Here is a 15,269-nt window from a genome sequence, read left to right as displayed (position 1 = left end):
GCGCGGAACGCGCGTCTCGAACCATGAAGGCCCGGTCTGTGGCCTGCATCCTTCGAGACGCCCGCTGCGCGGGCTCCTCAGGATGAGGGGGATAAGCCGTCGCATGACCCATCGCCTTCAGGCCGCCTTCAGCTGCACCCGCTTGATCTCGCCGACGATGAACAGATAGGCGATCGCCGCGACCAGCGCGTTGGCACCGACGAACACCAGCGCGCCGTTGAACGAGCCGGTGGCGGCGAGGATGTAGCCGATGATGATCGGCGTGGTGATCGAGGACAGATTGCCGAAGGTGTTGAACAGACCGCCGGAGACCCCGCCGGCTTCCTTCGGCGAGGTGTCGGAGACGACCGCCCAGCCGAGCGCGCCGATGCCCTTGCCGAAGAAGGCGAGCGCCATGAAGCCGACCACCAGTGCCTGGCCGTCGACATAGTTGCAGGCGATGATCGACATCGACAGCAGCATGCCGCCGACGATCGGGATTTTGCGCGCCATGGTCAGCGAGCCGGTGCGGCGCAGGATATGGTCCGAGATCACGCCGCCGAGCACGCCGCCGATAAAGCCGCACAGCGCCGGCAAGGTCGCGACGAAGCCGGCCTGCAGGATCGACAGCCCGCGCTCCTTCACCAGATAGACCGGGAACCAGGTCAGGAAGAAGTAGGTCAGGGTGTTGATGCAATACTGGCCGATATAGACGCCGAGCATCATCCGGTTGGCGAGCAGCTGGCGGATGTGGTCCCAGCGCGGGCCGCCGTCATGGGCCTTGCCGTCCTTCGTCGCGTCCATGTCGACCAGCGCGCCGCCCTGCTTGATGTAGTCGAACTCGGCCTCGTTGATCGCGGGGTGCTCCTTCGGCTCGTAGATGGTCTTGATCCAGGCAATGCCCATGACGATGCCGAGCGCGCCCATCACGTAGAACACATGGCGCCAGCCATACTCATGGGCGATCCAGCCCATCAGCGGCGCGAAGATCACGGTAGCGAAATACTGCCCCGAATTGAAAAAGGCCGAGGCGCTGCCGCGCTCATTGCCGGGGAACCAAGAGGCGACGATGCGGGCGTTGGCCGGGAATGACGGCGCCTCGGCGATGCCGACCAGAAAGCGCAGGCCGAACAGCAGGACCACGGCCGCGCCCGCGGAGAGGAACCCGACCAGGCCCTGCATCGCGGTGAAGATCGACCAGACGATGATGCTGAGCGCATAGACCCATTTGGAGCCGAAGCGGTCGAGCAGCCAGCCGCACGGCACCTGGGCGACCACATAGGACCAGCCGAACGCCGAGAACACGTAGCCCATCGCGACGGGATCGAGATGCAGTTCCTTGGAAAGGGCGGGGCCGGCGATCGAGAGCGTGGCGCGATCGGCATAGTTCACGGTGGTGACGAGAAACAGCATCGTCACGATCAAGAGCCGGACGCGGGATCGCCGCGTGTCTGCGGCGGACACAATTGCGCTCATTAGCGCCTCCTCGAAAATTTCCTCGGGGTCTGTCCTAGAGAGATGACGACAATGGGTCCAAGCCGAAACGGGTATTGATCCATACCGATTTTGAATGGATCGGCTGGGTGTCATTCCACCTTCGCCGCTATTGCCAGGGTTTCTTTGCCGCTATTGCCAGGACTTCGTATTTACTGTACTATTAGTACAGTTATTTTGGGCGCAGCATTGCGCCCGGCTGCTCGAGGTCGAATGCCGATGACCACGCCGCGCGACTATGAGGTGTTCGAGGCAGGTGATGTGACGCTGCAGGGCGGCGCCGTGTTTCCGCAACTGAGGCTCGCCTACAAGACCTATGGCACGCCGAGCGCGGCGCGGGACAACGTCATCCTCTATCCGACGTCGTTTGCCGCACAGCACGCGGACATCGAATGGCTGGTGCAGCCGGGCGGCGCGCTCGATCCCGGGCGCTACTTCATCGTCATCGCGAATCTGTTCGGCAATGGCCTGTCGTCCTCGCCGTCGAATTCGGCCGAGGTGCTCGGCGGCGCGCCGTTTCCTGCCTTCACCTATCATGACGCGGTCGCGATCCAGCGGCGGCTGCTGGCCGAGCGCTTCGGCGTGACCAGGCTCGCGCTGGTCTATGGCTGGTCGATGGGCGGCATGCAGGCCTATCACTGGGCCGCGCGATATCCCGACATGGTCGAGCGCGCAGCCGTGGTTTGCGGCAGCGCGCGGTGCTCGCCGTATAATCATGTGTTCCTCGAAGGCGTGAAGGCCGCGCTGACCGCCGACCCGGCCTACCGGGACGGCCGCTTCGTCAGCAAGCCCGCGGCGGGCCTTCGTGCGATGGGGCGCGTCTATGCCGGCTGGGCGATGTCGCATGAGTTCTATCGCGAGGAAGTCTGGCGCGCGGCCGGCTTTAACTCGCTGGAAGACTACCTCGCGGGATCCTGGGACGGTGCCTTCGCACGGCGCGATGCGAATGATCTGCTGGCGCAGATCGCGATCTGGCAGGCCGGCGATATCAGCCGTTGCGATCAATTCGGCGGCGACTTCGACCGGGCGCTGGCCGCGATCAAGGCGCATATCCTGCTGATGCCGGGTCGTACCGATCGCTATTTCGACCCGCGCGACAACGAGGCTGAACTCGGCCGCCTGGTCAACGCGCGCTCGGCCGCGCTGCACGCGATTCCGTCGATCCATGGGCACCGGGCCGGCAATCCCGCCAACAACGCCGCAGACCGCGCCTTCATCAACGCCGAAATCTCGGCGCTGCTGCAACGCTGACAGGTGAGACGACCATGAGCACCGCAGAGACCAGTGACGTCGGACCCCGCCTGAAGCCGCTCAGCCCGCTAACCTTGCGCGATCTGTCGACAAAGTCGAACCTTGCCGGCGCGGTGCGCGCGGCAAGCCATTACGGGATGATCGTCATCGTCGGCGCGCTGATCTCCTTGATCTCATCGCGCTACGATCTGCCATGGGCGCTGCCGCTGATTGCCGTGCAGGGCTACTTCGTCGCGTTCCTGTTCATGGTGGTGCATGAGACCGCGCACAAGACGGCGTTCCGCAGTCCAGTGCTCAACCTTGTCGTCGGCAATCTGTCCGCCTTCATGATCGGACTGCCCTACCAATATTACTGCCTGTTTCACTGGGACCATCACCGCTACACGCAGGATCCGGAGAAAGACCCGGAGCTGATCGTCGGCCCCAAGCCCGCGTCGGACACCCAGCTCGCGATCGCCTATTCGGGACTGCTGCAGGTGTTGGTTCGCATCCGCCTGATGTTTTGGCATGCAGTCACCGGAAAGGTGGTCGTGCCGTGGATTCCGGAGCCCAAGCGCGGCTCGATCGTGCTGGAGGCGCGGCTTTATCTCGCGGGCTATCTGCTGTTGCTCGCGGCATCGTTCGCGCTGCACAGTGCGATCCTGCTCTGGGTGTGGATCGTGCCGCTCCTGGCCGGTCAGCTCATCCTGCGCCCCTATCTCTATGCCGAGCACACCGGCTGCGAGCGGACGCGGAGCGCGTTCGAGAACACGCGCACAACGATGACTGGCCGGATCATGAAATGGTTCGCCTGGAACATGCCTTACCATGTCGAGCACCACGCCTATCCCACGGTGCCGTTCCATGCGCTGCCGAAGCTGAACGCCATCGTCGATGGCCACATCGTGTATCGCGGCAGCAGTTACCGGGCCGTCACGCGCGAGACCTGGGCCTGGTTCCGCCGTCAGCGCCAGCGCTCTGCTTGATAGTCAAGCGTCCGCGCGGGGCCGCAGCACCAGATTGACGAGATTGCGGGCGTAGGCCGGCGTCAACGGCTTGATGCCGAAGACGTAGCGATAGAACAGGCTGCCGTAGATTGCGTCATAGATATCGCCGGGGACGCCCGGCGCGCCGATGCTGCCGTCCTTCTGGCCGGCGGCGATGATCTCCAGCATCTTGCTGCGGCGCAGGCCGAGGTAACGCTCGTAGAACAGCTCCGCCGTGCCGGTCTTCGAGATGCATTCCGAGATCACGGCGAGCTGCACCCGGCCGAACTCGCCCTGCAACGCCTCGACATAGGTCGCAACGTGGCGGCGGATGCGGGCCACCGGATTGCCCGCCTCAGGCAGCGGCACGGCCCGTGAGGCCTGGTCGAGGAAGGCATCGATCAGCAACGCTTCGCGCGACGGCCACCATTTGTAGATCGTCATCTTCGAGACGTTGGAATGTCTGGCAATCGCGTCGATGGTGGTCGCGGCGAGGCCGGTCGTCGCCATCAGCTGATAGGCGCCTTCCAGGATCGCGGCCGTGGTCGCGGCGGAGCGCGGCCGCCCGCGCCGCCCCGTTGCCGCTTCCTCTGTCTCCGTCTTGCCGCTGGCCATGGCCGGACTTCGCGTCCTGCGTCTTTCAATCATTGCGCTGCATGCGGGCATAGCATGAAATCGCGCTCGGTTTCAGACCGTCGCCGTCGCTGATAGTGTACAACGCGCAAGCCAAAGCTTGCGTGCGGCACATTGCCCTCGCTCTGTCCAGCTCAGCCGCCGATCCAACAGGAGTGTCCCCGTGAAGGCCGTCTACAGTGATCTGCACCGCAGCCATGATCCGCAATTCTTCCTGGTCCGCGGTGTGGTCCAGCGTACCACCGAGCAGCCCGAACGCGCCGACCGCCTGCTGGCGGGCCTGAAGGCCGGCAAGCACACGCTGATCGAGCCGACCAGATTCGGGCAGGGGCCGCGGGCGCGCGTGCACAGTCCGGAATATCTGAGCTTTCTCGCGGACGCCTGGGACGAATGGTCGGCGCTCGGCAATGCCGGACCGGAGATGATCGCGAACATCCACCCCGTGCGCAATGCCGGTACGTACCCTGCTCATATCGTCGGCAAGCTCGGCTGGCACACGATGGACACCGCGGCCCCGATCGGTCCCGGCACCTGGGCCGGCGCCTGCGCCGCGAGCGACGTCGCGGTCAGCGCCGCGCAGATGGTGCTGGACGGCGAGGACGCCGTCTACGCGCTGTGCCGTCCGCCCGGCCACCACGCCTATCGCGACCTCGCCGGCGGCTTCTGCTTCCTCAACAACAGCGCGATTGCGGCCGAGCATCTGCGCCAGAAGCATGAGCGCGTCGCGATCCTCGACGTCGACGTGCATCACGGCAACGGCACGCAGGGCATCTTCTATGAGCGGGGCGATGTCTTCACCGTCTCGATCCACGCCGATCCGTCGTTCTTCTACCCCTTCGTTTGGGGCCATGCGCATGAGCGCGGCGCCGGAGGCGGCCTCGGCACCAATCTCAACATTCCCCTCGCCAAGGGCACCGGTGACGACGACTACATGAAGGCGCTCACAGCGGCGGAGAAGGCGATCCGCTCCTTCGCCCCGACCGCGCTCGTGGTAGCGCTCGGTCTCGACGCCTCCGAGAAGGACCCGCTCGCCGGTCTCGCCGTCACCACCGACGGCTTCCGCCGCATCGGCGAGGGGCTGGCCCGCTTCGGGCTGCCGACGGTGCTGGTGCAGGAGGGCGGCTATCTCTCTGACATCCTCGGTGCCAATCTGACGGCGGTGCTCGGCGGGTTTGAGGCCGCATGCTAGCGCAATTTCGGGCGAAGCGGTGACCGGTCCGCGCGAACAAAGCCCGTCAAAACGGGAATCTGGCGCATCGGCCTTGATTGATCAAAGCCGATGCCCCGGCCGCGAGGCGCGCAACAGAGCGTCGTGGACTTGCGTGTTGGTAACCAAAATCACATCATGCCATCGGTATTCGGCGCTGGCTTATGATTCTGCCTGGCGGCTTCAGCCGGCCAGGTGGACAGCAACGCGAGGACGGCCATGAGTGACCTGCTTCGCATCGCCATCGTCGGTTATGGCGAGATCGCGTGCCGGCAGCACGTGCCTGCGATCGCGAAGACGTCAGGCGTGGCTCTCGTTGCGGTGGCTGATCCCGTGAAGACTCCGCCCGGCCTGCCGCATTTCCGCGATTTGCAGGAGCTGTTGCGCGACGGGCCGGAGATCGACGCGGTCGCGCTGTGTACGCCACCGCAGATGCGCCATGCGCAGGCCGCCGCCGCGCTCGCGTCGGGCAAGCATGTGCTGCTGGAGAAGCCGCCGGGCACGACGTTAAGCGAACTCACGCCGCTGATCACGGCCGCGCAGGAGGCGGGCCGGACGTTGTTTGCCGCATGGCATTCGGGCTATGCGGCCGCGGTCGGCCCGGCGCGGCAATTGCTCGCGGGACGCACCATCAACAAGGTGACCATCATCTGGAAGGAAGACGTGCGCGTCTGGCACCCGGGCCAGGCCTGGATCTTCGAGGCGGGTGGCTTCGGCGTGTTCGATCCCGGCATCAACGCGCTGTCGATCCTGACCGAGATCCTGCCGCGTGCGGTCTTTGTCAGGAGTGCTGCGTTGGATTTTCCCTCCAATCGGGAGGCGCCGATTGCGGCAGAGATCGAACTTTCCGACGCAGGCGGCTTGCCAATTCACGCCGAATTCGATTTCCGCCAGACCGGATCGCCGAGCTGGGACATCCTGTGCGAGACCGATGCCGGACCTGTGACGCTGTCGAAAGGTGGAAGGCAGCTGCGCGATGGCAACAGGCTGGTGGTCGATGCGCCGAATGACGAATATCCCGCGCTGTACCGCCGTTTCGTCGCGCTGACCTCGGAAGGAAAATCCGATGTCGATCTCGCGCCCTTGCAGCTTGTGGCCGATAGCTTCATGCTGGGGCGACGGCGCCTCGTCGAGGCGTTCGAGGACTGACAATGACATCAGCCAGCATCGGTCGCGCCCCCTTCGGCAAATTGCACGACGGCACCGTGGTCGAGCGCGTGATCTTGCGCGGCGAACATGGTTTTGAGGCCGCCATCCTTCCTTTCGGCGCCACACTGCAGGCGCTGCTTGCGCCGGATCGTGACGGGACTTGCGACGACATCGTGCTTGGCCACGATGAGCTCGACGGCTATCTCGCACAGCGCAAATTCTTCGGCGCGACGATCGGCCGCTACGCCAACCGGATCGCCGGCGCGCGTTTCGTGCTCGATGGCGAGACCGTGCAGCTCGACGCCAACAACGGTCCAAACGCGCTGCACGGCGGCCTGCAGGGCTTTGATCGCAAGCTGTGGCGGATCGTTGAACTATCTGACGATCCGGGGCCGACGCTGGTGCTGGAGCGCGAGAGCCCGCATGGCGAGGAGGGCTATCCGGGTAATCTCGCGACGCGCGTGACCTGGCGCGTGCGCAGTCCGATGGAGCTCTCGGTCACCTACGAGGCGACGACCGACCGGCCGACCTGCCTCAACCTCACCAATCACAGTTTCTTCAATCTCGAGGGCGCGCGCTCGGGCATGGAGATCCTCGATCACCGCCTGACGATCGCTTCCGACCATTTCCTCGCGGTGGACGCCACCGCGATCCCGCTTCCGGCCCCGCCGCGGCCGGTCGACGGCACGCCGTTCGACTTCCGCGAGCCCACGGCCATCGGCGCGCGGATCAGGATGAACGACGAGCAGCTGCGGCTCGGGCGCGGCTATGACCATAATTTCTGCCTGGCCTTAGGGATGGATCTTCGCCTGGCCGCGCGCCTCGAGGCGCCGCACAGCGGCCGCGTGATGGAGCTCTTCACCGATCAGCCGGGACTGCAGTTCTATTCCGGCAATTTCCTCGACGGCTCGACCGCCGGCAAGGGCGGTCGTCTGTACCGGCAGTCCGACGCGCTCTGTCTCGAGCCGCATGCCTGGCCTGATACGCCGAACCGGCCCGACTTCCCGTCGGCGCGGCTCGATCCGGGGCAGCTCTATCGGCGCAGCATCGTCTACCGCTTCTCAACCGCGTGAGTGACGCCATGACCGACCGTGCCGCCGAGCCGCTGACGGAAGAGGTGCCGACATTGGTGCTGTCGGCGGAGCGGTGCCATCTCGGCGAAGGCCCTACCTATGATGCGGCGACCGACATCGCCTGGTGGTTCGACATCCGCGAGCGCCGGCTGTTCGAGCATCGATTTGCAGGTGGCCGCACCGTCATTCACGCATTGCCGAGAATGGCGAGTGCGTTGGCGCGGATCGACGGCGAGCGGCAGCTGATCCTGACCGAAGATGGACTTTACGTCCGGCACGTTGCCGACGGCCGCCTGGAGCTGTTCGCCGCGCTGGAGGCCGACAATCCGCTGACGCGCTCCAACGATGCGCGTGTGCATCCGTCGGGCACGTTCTGGCTCGGCACCATGGGGCGCCATGCCGAGCAGGGCGCCGGCGCGATTTATGCGCTGCACCGGGGCCGCATCGTGCGGCTGTATCCCGGGATCACCATCCCGAATGCGATCTGCTTTTCGCCCGCGGGCGACATCGGCTATTTCGCCGATACCGCGACCAACGTGCTGCATCGCGTGCCGCTCGATCCATCAACAGGACTGCCGGTCGGCGAGGCCAACGTATTGATCAGGCATCGAGGCAGCGGCGGGCTCGACGGCGCGATCGTCGATGCCGACGGGATGATCTGGAACGCGCGCTGGGGCGGCGGATGCGTCGACGTTTACGATCCCGCCGGCCGGCATCTGCGTTCGCTGCGCGTACCGGCGAGGCAATCGAGTTGCCCGGCATTCGTCGGCCGCGACTTCTCGCGCGTGCTGGTCACCACGGCCTGGCAGGACATGGATGAGGCGCAGCGTGCGGCCGATCCCGAGCATGGCAGGACGTTCCTGCTCGAGGCGGCCGCGCGCGGTCGCGCCGAGCCTGACGTCAAACTATCCTGACGGATGCGTGCAGCGCAGCGTTGTTGACGCGACCGGATTATTTGGACGATAGTACAAATATGGTCCGCAAACCTGCCAAGTCTAACGTGAAGGCCGCCGCCGGCACCCGCAAGCCGAACATGCGCGAGGCGATCCTCGCCGCGGCGGAGGAATTGTTCTCGACCTACGGCTTCAACGCCGTCTCGGTGCGCGACATCGCGCAGGCCGCCGGCGCCAATCCGGGCAGCGTGACCTATCATTTCAGGACCAAGGACGGCCTGCTGCTGGAAATCTATCGGCGCCATTGCGGCCCGATGAACCGCCGGCGCTCCGAGCTGTTGGCGGCGGCGCGGCGGGTGCGCGATCTGCAGGACCGGCTCGAGGCGATCGTGCGCGCCTATGTGTTGCCGGCCTTTACGTCCGGCAGCGATCTTGCCGGTGGCGGAACGCGGTTCACGCGGTTGCGTGCGATCATGTCGGCCGAGGGCAATGAGGTCGTGCGCAAGATCATCGCGCAGACCTTCGACGACACCAGCCATGCCTTCATCGACGCGATTCATGAAAGCCTGCCGCATATTCCGCGTACCGATCTGGTCTGGCGCAGCCACTTCCTGCTCGGCGCGCTCTACTACACGCTGGTGACGCCGGAGCGCGTCACGCGCCTGTCGCGCGGCAGCGCCGACGGCACCGATGCCGGCCACGCCATCGAGGAACTGGTGCGCGCCACCGTCGCGGCGTTGCAGGCCGCGCCGCTCGACGCAGGGGCGCCCGGGCCGCGCATGGTGCCGAGCGCAAATCCAGGGCGAGTGGTGACCTGAAACTCCGGAGCCTGTCGCGATGGAGAAACTTCGGCTACGCGCCGTGCTCGGCAATCATCCGCACATCCGGGCGGTGAAGAACGGCCAGCTTCGCTCCGAGCTGTTCGATCTCGACTTCACCGGATTCACGCCGACTAACGCCGCGTTCAAGCCGATGGTGCGCGAGCAGGCATTCGACGTCTGCGAGATGGCGATCGTGACCTATCTGATGGCAAGGGCACACGGCAAGCCGCTGGTGCTGCTGCCGGCGGCGATGGTCGGCCGCTTCCAGCACGGCCACGCGCTCTATTGCGCCGACCGCGGCACGCTCGTGCCCGCCGATCTCGAAGGCAAGCGGGTCGGCATCCGCTCGTTCACGACCACGACCGGGGCATGGATGCGCGGCATCCTTGCCAACGACCATGGCGTGAACCTCGACAGCATCAACTGGGTCACGTTCGAGGAGCCGCATGTCGCGGAATATGTCGACAGCACCGAACGTGCGCCGAAGGGCAAGACCATCATCCAGATGCTGAGGGACGGCGAGCTCGATGCCGTGCTGGGCGAGACCTCGAGCGATCCGGCGTTCAAGCCATTGTTTGCCGATCCGGCCGCTGAGGCGGCGCGGTGGTATGCGCGGCACGGCGTCGTGCCGGTCAATCATCTGGTGGTGGTGGCATCGCGGCTCGCGACATCGCGGCCGGACGTGGTGCGGAGCCTGTACGATCTGCTCAAGCGCGGCAAGGCGGAGGCTGGCCCGCCCGGCATGCCGGACCTGGTGCCGTTCGGCGTCGCGGCAAACCGCAAGCCGCTCGAACTGATGATCGACTATTGCGTGCAGCAGGCGTTGATCCCCCGGCGCGTCACGGTCGACGAGCTGTTCGACGACACAACACGGGACCTGAACTGATGACAATCTCGGGGCTGGAGGCCATGGTGATCGAGAGCTTCACCACCGCACGCGGCTATGGCGTCAAGGATGCGGTGCTCGCCTCGCTCAAGGAGACCTTTCCGTCGATCGACTGGGAGAAGCAGGGCGCCTATTTCTTTCAGCGGGTGATCGAGCACGGCCGCCGGCGCGCCGAGGAGGTCCGCGAGGTGGCCGAGACCGTGCGCGAGGCCGGGCTGGCGCCATGGTCCGCCTCCGGCACCGCCGAGCGGCAGGGCTGGGTCGCCGATCTTGCCGATGAGGGCGTGTTCGGACCCAGGGGAACGCCGGACTTCGCCCGCAGCGCCGACTGGCGTACCGAGGCCGACCGGATTCTCGCGCGCATCAAGTCCTGAGCTCTCGCCCGGAGAATCCGCCGCGTTCCCTGCCGGCGCGCAATGCGCTATTGCTCCATGAACAGTTTGTTCTGGAGGCACTCCCATGAAGAATTCCGGCAAGGTCGTCGCCATCACCGGCGCGGCACGCGGCATCGGCAAGGCCTGCGCGGCGCGCTTCCTGGCCGATGGCGCCAGGGTCGTCATCTCGGATGTCGACGCGGCAGGGCTCGTCCACACCGCCCAGGAACTCGGACATATCGATCAGCTGCGGGCGGTCGAAGCCGACGTCAGCAAGCGCGCCGATGTCGACCGCATCGTAGCTCACGCGGTGAAGGAGTTCGGCCGGCTCGACGTCATGGTCAACAATGCCGGCGTCGCGCGCAACCGCGACTTCCTCGACATCAGCGAGGCCGAATTCGACGACGTGATGGGGATCAACCTCAAGGGCGCGTTCTTCGGCGTCCAGGCCGCGGCGCGCCAGATGATTGCGCAGGGCAGTGGCGGCGTCGTCATCAACATGTCCTCGGTCAACGCGCTGCTCGCGATCCCCTCGCTTGCGACCTACGCGATGTCCAAGGGCGCGCTGAAGCAGCTCACCTCGGTGGCGGCCGTCGCGCTGGCGCCGCACGGCATTCGCGTCGTGGCGGTCGGGCCCGGCACGATCCTGACCGAGATGGTGGCGACGGCGATCTTCTCGTCGGAGGACGCGCGGCGCAGCGTGCTCTCGCGCACCCCCGCCGGCCGTTGCGGCGAGCCGAGCGAGGTCGCTTCCGTCGTCGCATTCCTCGCCAGCAACGATGCCTCCTACATCACCGGCCAGACCATCTATCCCGACGGCGGCCGGTTGATCCTGAACTACACGGTGCCAGTCAGCGAGAAGAAGTAGGGGCTGGTTCAATCGCGCGCACACCGCCAAAATATCGAAAACAACCCCATGCAAAGTAAGCCGGCGACTGTCGGCCCTCGACACTGCACTGTCCGTAGCGGGTGAAGATGTCGTGTTTTTGTAGCTCGTGATCTGTCGCCTTCGTTTCAGATTTGCAGGGGAGCCGGAAGGCGGGGACGGCTTTCCCTGATTGATCATGCCACGGCTGTTGCGGCGGTTTTAGCCCTGCGGGTGTGTTTCTTTGTTCGACTTGAAGCCCGTTTCTCCGCCCCGACCCGCGCGATCTTGCCGGCGGCGCGCGCAGGAGCGGTCAAGGACGCGCGCTTGCGCGCCCGCAAGGGCTTGTCCTTGACGGCTCCGAGCACGCTGCCAGGCTGGGGCGCGTCGGGGCTGATCTGCTGTCCGTTGGCGCTAAACATTGCCAACCGATGCGGTCCGAGGAACACGCTGACGGTGCCATCGGGATACTCATGTACCCGCACCACAGCCTTGACGAAGTGAGGCCTGAGCCGGCTCTGCGGCAGCTGCAGCCGCCGACCGTTCCATACAACGGTATTATCGTTGGCGACGGTTCGCTCCTCGATCACGCACAGCGCCTCGCGCCAGGCCTCATGCCGGTCGGCCACGAATGCCGTGCCTTCCTGTTCGGGCTTGATCGCAAACGCGGCGTTGTGCCCGGCGATGTAATGCGCCTTCAGCCACGCGTTGGCAGCTTCGAGCGTCGTGATCCCGGCCAGCCGCAGCTCCTTCGGCAGCCGATCCTGCAACGTGCCGAACAGCCGCTCGGAGCGCCCGCGCGCCTGCGGCGAATAGGCTGCGATATGCTCGATCCCAAGATGCGACAAAGCCCGTCCCACCTGGGTTTGTTGCGTCTTCGAGACCTTCTCGCCAGCTTTTGGGGTAAGGAAATAATGGCTGCCGCGGTCGGTGTAGAGCGCGCAGAACAGGCCATGCTCGCCAATCACTTCGCGCAAGGCCTGGAAGGTCGAGGCCGTTCCTTCTTCCTCGACCAGGACCATCGAGTAGACCTCGCTGGTCGCATCGTCCATCGTGACGATCAGGTCCCTCGCGGGAAGACCTTCGATCCAGACGTGGCGCGATCCGTCCTGGTGCAGCAGCATGCCCCGAAGCGGCCGGCGTGGGCGCTTCTTGCGGTGCGCCGAACGCTTCGGCGCCTTCCGCACCAACCCCGCCGCGTGCAAGGCTAGCTTGGTCACCGTATAGCCCAGCATATAGCCATGCCGCTTTTGCAGCTGCTCGTGGAAATGCTTCACCGTGAAGTCCGCGTACTTGTCCCGGAACAGCCCCAGCATCCGCTCAAGTTCTTCCTGCGGCGCTCGCCGTGGCGAGCGCCGACCCATCCGCCGGTCGACAAGCCCGTCATCGCCCTCTGCCTCGTAGCGTTCTGCCCAACGTTGAAATGTCCGCACGCTGATCCCCAGAACCTCTGCAGCCGCCTCCTGCGTCAGCTCCTTGGCCTCCGTCCGCTCCAACAAACTTGAAAACCGCATCCGTCGTACTCCCTCGTGAATGGATGCCGTGCCCATCGTGCCCCCTTTGTTCCGGGGCACCGAAAACACGACACTTCACGAGCTACAAACAGGCGACAGATCACGAGCTACTGACACGTTCGACCAGGCCACTTGACGCGTCGGGCAAATTGGTGGTATTATTCGATTATTCAGAAATCTCGCAATAACCACCCGCGCATACGGGTGATCCAGTATTCCAGAGGCGGCCGTGCTTGAGCCGATGGGCCGCCGCGTACTGGATCGCCCGGTTGAAACCGGGCGATGACGGGTGCGGATGAGGACGCCGCTACCGGCCCTTGAACTGCGGCTTGCGCTTCTCCATGAAGGCGCTGCGACCTTCACGGAAGTCCGCGCTGTCCATGCATTCGATGCCGATCTGCTTGATCGCGGCCATGTCGCGATCGGCGGGATCCTTCAGCGCCTGCGCGATGGTGATCTTGGCGGCCTTGATCGCCAGAGGCGCGTTGCCCGAAATGGTGCGCGCGATCTCCATGGTCGCGTCCCAGAGTTCGGCGTCCGGCAGCACGCGATCGACGAGGCCGATCCGCAGCGCCTCGGCGGAGTCGATCCGCATGCCGGTATACATGATCAGCCCCGCCCAGGACGGGCCGACCAGCGACACCAGATGGCGCAGCCCGTCATAGCCATAGGCGATGCCGAGCTTGGCGGCGGGAATGCCGAACTGGCCGCTCGAGCCGGAGATGCGGATATCGGTCAGCATCGCGACCTGCATGCCGCCGCCGAGGCAGAAGCCGCGGATGCAGGCGATGGTCGGCTTCGGATAGTCGGCGAGCAGGGCGCGCTGGGCGGCGCTGCGCCGTGAATATTCCTCGGAAGCCTCGGCGTTGTGCCTGGTCTTCTCGAACTGGCTGATATCGGCGCCCGATACGAAAGCCTTGTCGCCGGCGCCGACCAGGATCACGACGCGGACGGCCGGATCGTCGCGCAACGTCGTCAGCGCCTCGCCGAGCCCCTCCCACATCTCCAGCGACATCGCATTGCGCTTGTCGGGATTGTTGAAGGTGATGACGCCGACGCCGTCGACGACGTCTTGCAGGATCTTGCCGTCGGCAAGCGATTTGTTCGACATGTTTAGCATATGAGGGGTCCGGTCTGATTTCGGCGAAGGCTAGCACCCGGCCGACAGCCGGGGCAGGCGGTTTGGAGCACGGCGCGATTGCATTGCCGGGCGGCAACTCTCCCGGTAGTTGTACGGTTCGCAAAATAAACCGACGCGAAACGGTTGCGCCATAGAGTGCGCCGCCCGCACTCCGTCCCGGTTTAACTTTTTGCTAGTTTTTCGACGGTATGGCTGTACGCACCTGCGCGCCAGGACCATTCCGCCACGCGCTGGGATGCGTGCCGCAGCCCCTCGCTGCCATCGCGTCGGTAGCGAACTTCCCCACCACCGGACCGGCAGTGAAGCCGGCCAATCCAGCCCTCCGTGCACTCACATCGCCTCGGGCGAGGTTCAGTCGTGTCCGTCGAAAAGTTTCTCAAGCAACGCGCGGTCAAGATCACCGTCAACGGCAGCTACACGTTGCCGAACTGGTACGACGCGCAGGGGAAATTGCGCACCTTCGCCTGCCGCACCACGCGCGTCTCGCCGTTCCGGATGATCGTGGACGTGCCCGTCGTCGGCAAGGTCGGCGACCGGCTGACCTCGTATTTCGAGGAGTTCGGCAAGTTCGACGGCTGCATCACCGACACCATGAGCGGCAGCTTCCTGCTCGAGCTCGAGATGACGCATGCCATGCGTGAGAAGTTCGCCGACAAGCTGACCTGGATCGAGAAGAAGCAAAAGGATCCGAGCATCCGCGAGGCGCGCAACAACCCGCGTTTCGTTCCGGTCGCGCCGCATGCCATGTTGACGCTGGCGGACGGCACCATGCAGAGCTGCTTCATCATCGACATGTCGCTGTCCGGCGCGGCGGTCTCCTCCGAGGCGCAGCCGCCGATCGGCATGCCGCTGGCGATCGGCGCCTGCGTCGGCCGCGTGGTCCGGCATCTGCCGAGCGGCTTCGCCATCAAGTTCGTCGAGACCTACAAGCAGAGCGAGCTGGCTCGCCTGATCTCGCGCAAGTCAAAGGAATTGCAGCTGGCGTCCGCCGACGCGGACCCTGTCGCCTGACGGGTGGACTCCG

At 65.3% G+C, this 15,269-nt stretch carries 14 protein-coding genes and 1 pseudogene; 11 read left to right on the top strand and 4 right to left on the bottom strand.

Features of this window, described 5'->3' with window-relative positions; all coding sequences use genetic code 11:
* Positions 1 to 117 precede the first annotated feature (117 nt).
* A complete protein-coding gene (locus tag XI02_RS35515; RefSeq protein ID WP_172647052.1) occupies positions 118 to 1,455 on the bottom strand; it encodes an MFS transporter in 1,338 nt (445 codons plus the stop codon).
* A 237-nt stretch (positions 1,456 to 1,692) separates the two neighbouring features.
* On the opposite strand from XI02_RS35515, the gene XI02_RS35510 reads away from it, so the two are divergent.
* Positions 1,693 to 2,724, top strand: coding sequence for an alpha/beta fold hydrolase (locus XI02_RS35510; RefSeq protein ID WP_172649085.1), 1,032 nt, complete (start codon positions 1,693 to 1,695; stop codon positions 2,722 to 2,724).
* Between the two features lie 14 nt (positions 2,725 to 2,738).
* Positions 2,739 to 3,689, top strand: coding sequence for a fatty acid desaturase (locus XI02_RS35505; protein ID WP_172647053.1), 951 nt, complete (start codon positions 2,739 to 2,741; stop codon positions 3,687 to 3,689).
* Positions 3,690 to 3,692: 3 nt separating this feature from the next.
* On the opposite strand, the gene XI02_RS35500 is transcribed toward XI02_RS35505, so the two are convergent.
* Positions 3,693 to 4,304, bottom strand: coding sequence for a TetR/AcrR family transcriptional regulator (locus XI02_RS35500; RefSeq protein WP_016846177.1), 612 nt, complete (start codon positions 4,302 to 4,304; stop codon positions 3,693 to 3,695).
* 181 nt (positions 4,305 to 4,485) lie between these two features.
* On the opposite strand from XI02_RS35500, the gene XI02_RS35495 reads away from it, so the two are divergent.
* The 8 genes and pseudogenes from XI02_RS35495 (at position 4,486) to XI02_RS35460 (ending at position 11,593) form a co-directional block, all read left to right on the top strand.
* Positions 4,486 to 5,511, top strand: coding sequence for a histone deacetylase family protein (locus tag XI02_RS35495; RefSeq protein WP_172647054.1), 1,026 nt, complete (start codon positions 4,486 to 4,488; stop codon positions 5,509 to 5,511).
* Positions 5,512 to 5,748: 237 nt separating this feature from the next.
* Positions 5,749 to 6,678: a Gfo/Idh/MocA family protein gene (locus XI02_RS35490; protein ID WP_172647055.1), complete on the top strand. Its 930-nt coding sequence runs from the start codon at positions 5,749 to 5,751 to the stop codon at positions 6,676 to 6,678.
* Positions 6,679 to 6,680: 2 nt separating this feature from the next.
* On the top strand, positions 6,681 to 7,751 hold the full coding sequence (locus XI02_RS35485; protein WP_172647056.1) for an aldose epimerase family protein: 1,071 nt from the start codon (positions 6,681 to 6,683) through the stop codon (positions 7,749 to 7,751).
* Positions 7,752 to 7,759: 8 nt separating this feature from the next.
* Positions 7,760 to 8,665 carry an SMP-30/gluconolactonase/LRE family protein gene (locus XI02_RS35480; RefSeq protein WP_172647057.1) on the top strand — a complete coding sequence of 302 codons (906 nt, stop codon included), beginning with the start codon at positions 7,760 to 7,762 and terminating at the stop codon, positions 8,663 to 8,665.
* A gap of 59 nt (positions 8,666 to 8,724) precedes the next feature.
* A complete protein-coding gene (locus XI02_RS35475) occupies positions 8,725 to 9,462 on the top strand; it encodes a TetR/AcrR family transcriptional regulator (protein ID WP_172647058.1) in 738 nt (245 codons plus the stop codon).
* A gap of 19 nt (positions 9,463 to 9,481) precedes the next feature.
* Positions 9,482 to 10,351 (top strand): ABC transporter substrate-binding protein, encoded by an 870-nt coding sequence (locus XI02_RS35470; RefSeq protein WP_172647059.1) that lies wholly within the window; start codon positions 9,482 to 9,484, stop codon positions 10,349 to 10,351.
* Between the two features lie 5 nt (positions 10,352 to 10,356).
* Positions 10,357 to 10,725: pseudogene (locus tag XI02_RS35465) on the top strand (DUF1932 domain-containing protein); the annotation flags it as partial.
* A gap of 85 nt (positions 10,726 to 10,810) precedes the next feature.
* Entirely contained in the window at positions 10,811 to 11,593 is a 783-nt protein-coding gene (locus XI02_RS35460) for an SDR family NAD(P)-dependent oxidoreductase (protein ID WP_016846184.1), read from the top strand.
* 194 nt (positions 11,594 to 11,787) lie between these two features.
* Here XI02_RS35460 and XI02_RS35455 read toward each other — a convergent pair whose 3' ends face one another.
* Positions 11,788 to 13,173: an ISNCY family transposase gene (locus tag XI02_RS35455; protein WP_194483259.1), complete on the bottom strand. Its 1,386-nt coding sequence runs from the start codon at positions 13,171 to 13,173 to the stop codon at positions 11,788 to 11,790.
* A 238-nt stretch (positions 13,174 to 13,411) separates the two neighbouring features.
* Entirely contained in the window at positions 13,412 to 14,224 is an 813-nt protein-coding gene (locus XI02_RS35450) for an enoyl-CoA hydratase (protein ID WP_194483258.1), read from the bottom strand.
* A 378-nt stretch (positions 14,225 to 14,602) separates the two neighbouring features.
* Between XI02_RS35450 and XI02_RS35445 the strand changes: the two genes are divergently transcribed.
* A complete protein-coding gene (locus XI02_RS35445; protein WP_172647062.1) occupies positions 14,603 to 15,256 on the top strand; it encodes a PilZ domain-containing protein in 654 nt (217 codons plus the stop codon).
* Positions 15,257 to 15,269: the final 13 nt, after the last annotated feature.

The sequence above is a fragment of the Bradyrhizobium sp. CCBAU 21365 genome, assembly GCF_015291305.1.
Taxonomy (GTDB): Bacteria; Pseudomonadota; Alphaproteobacteria; order Rhizobiales; family Xanthobacteraceae; genus Bradyrhizobium; species Bradyrhizobium elkanii.
Note: the sequence above shows the minus strand (reverse complement) of the source record. Positions and strands in the feature narration are given on the sequence as shown.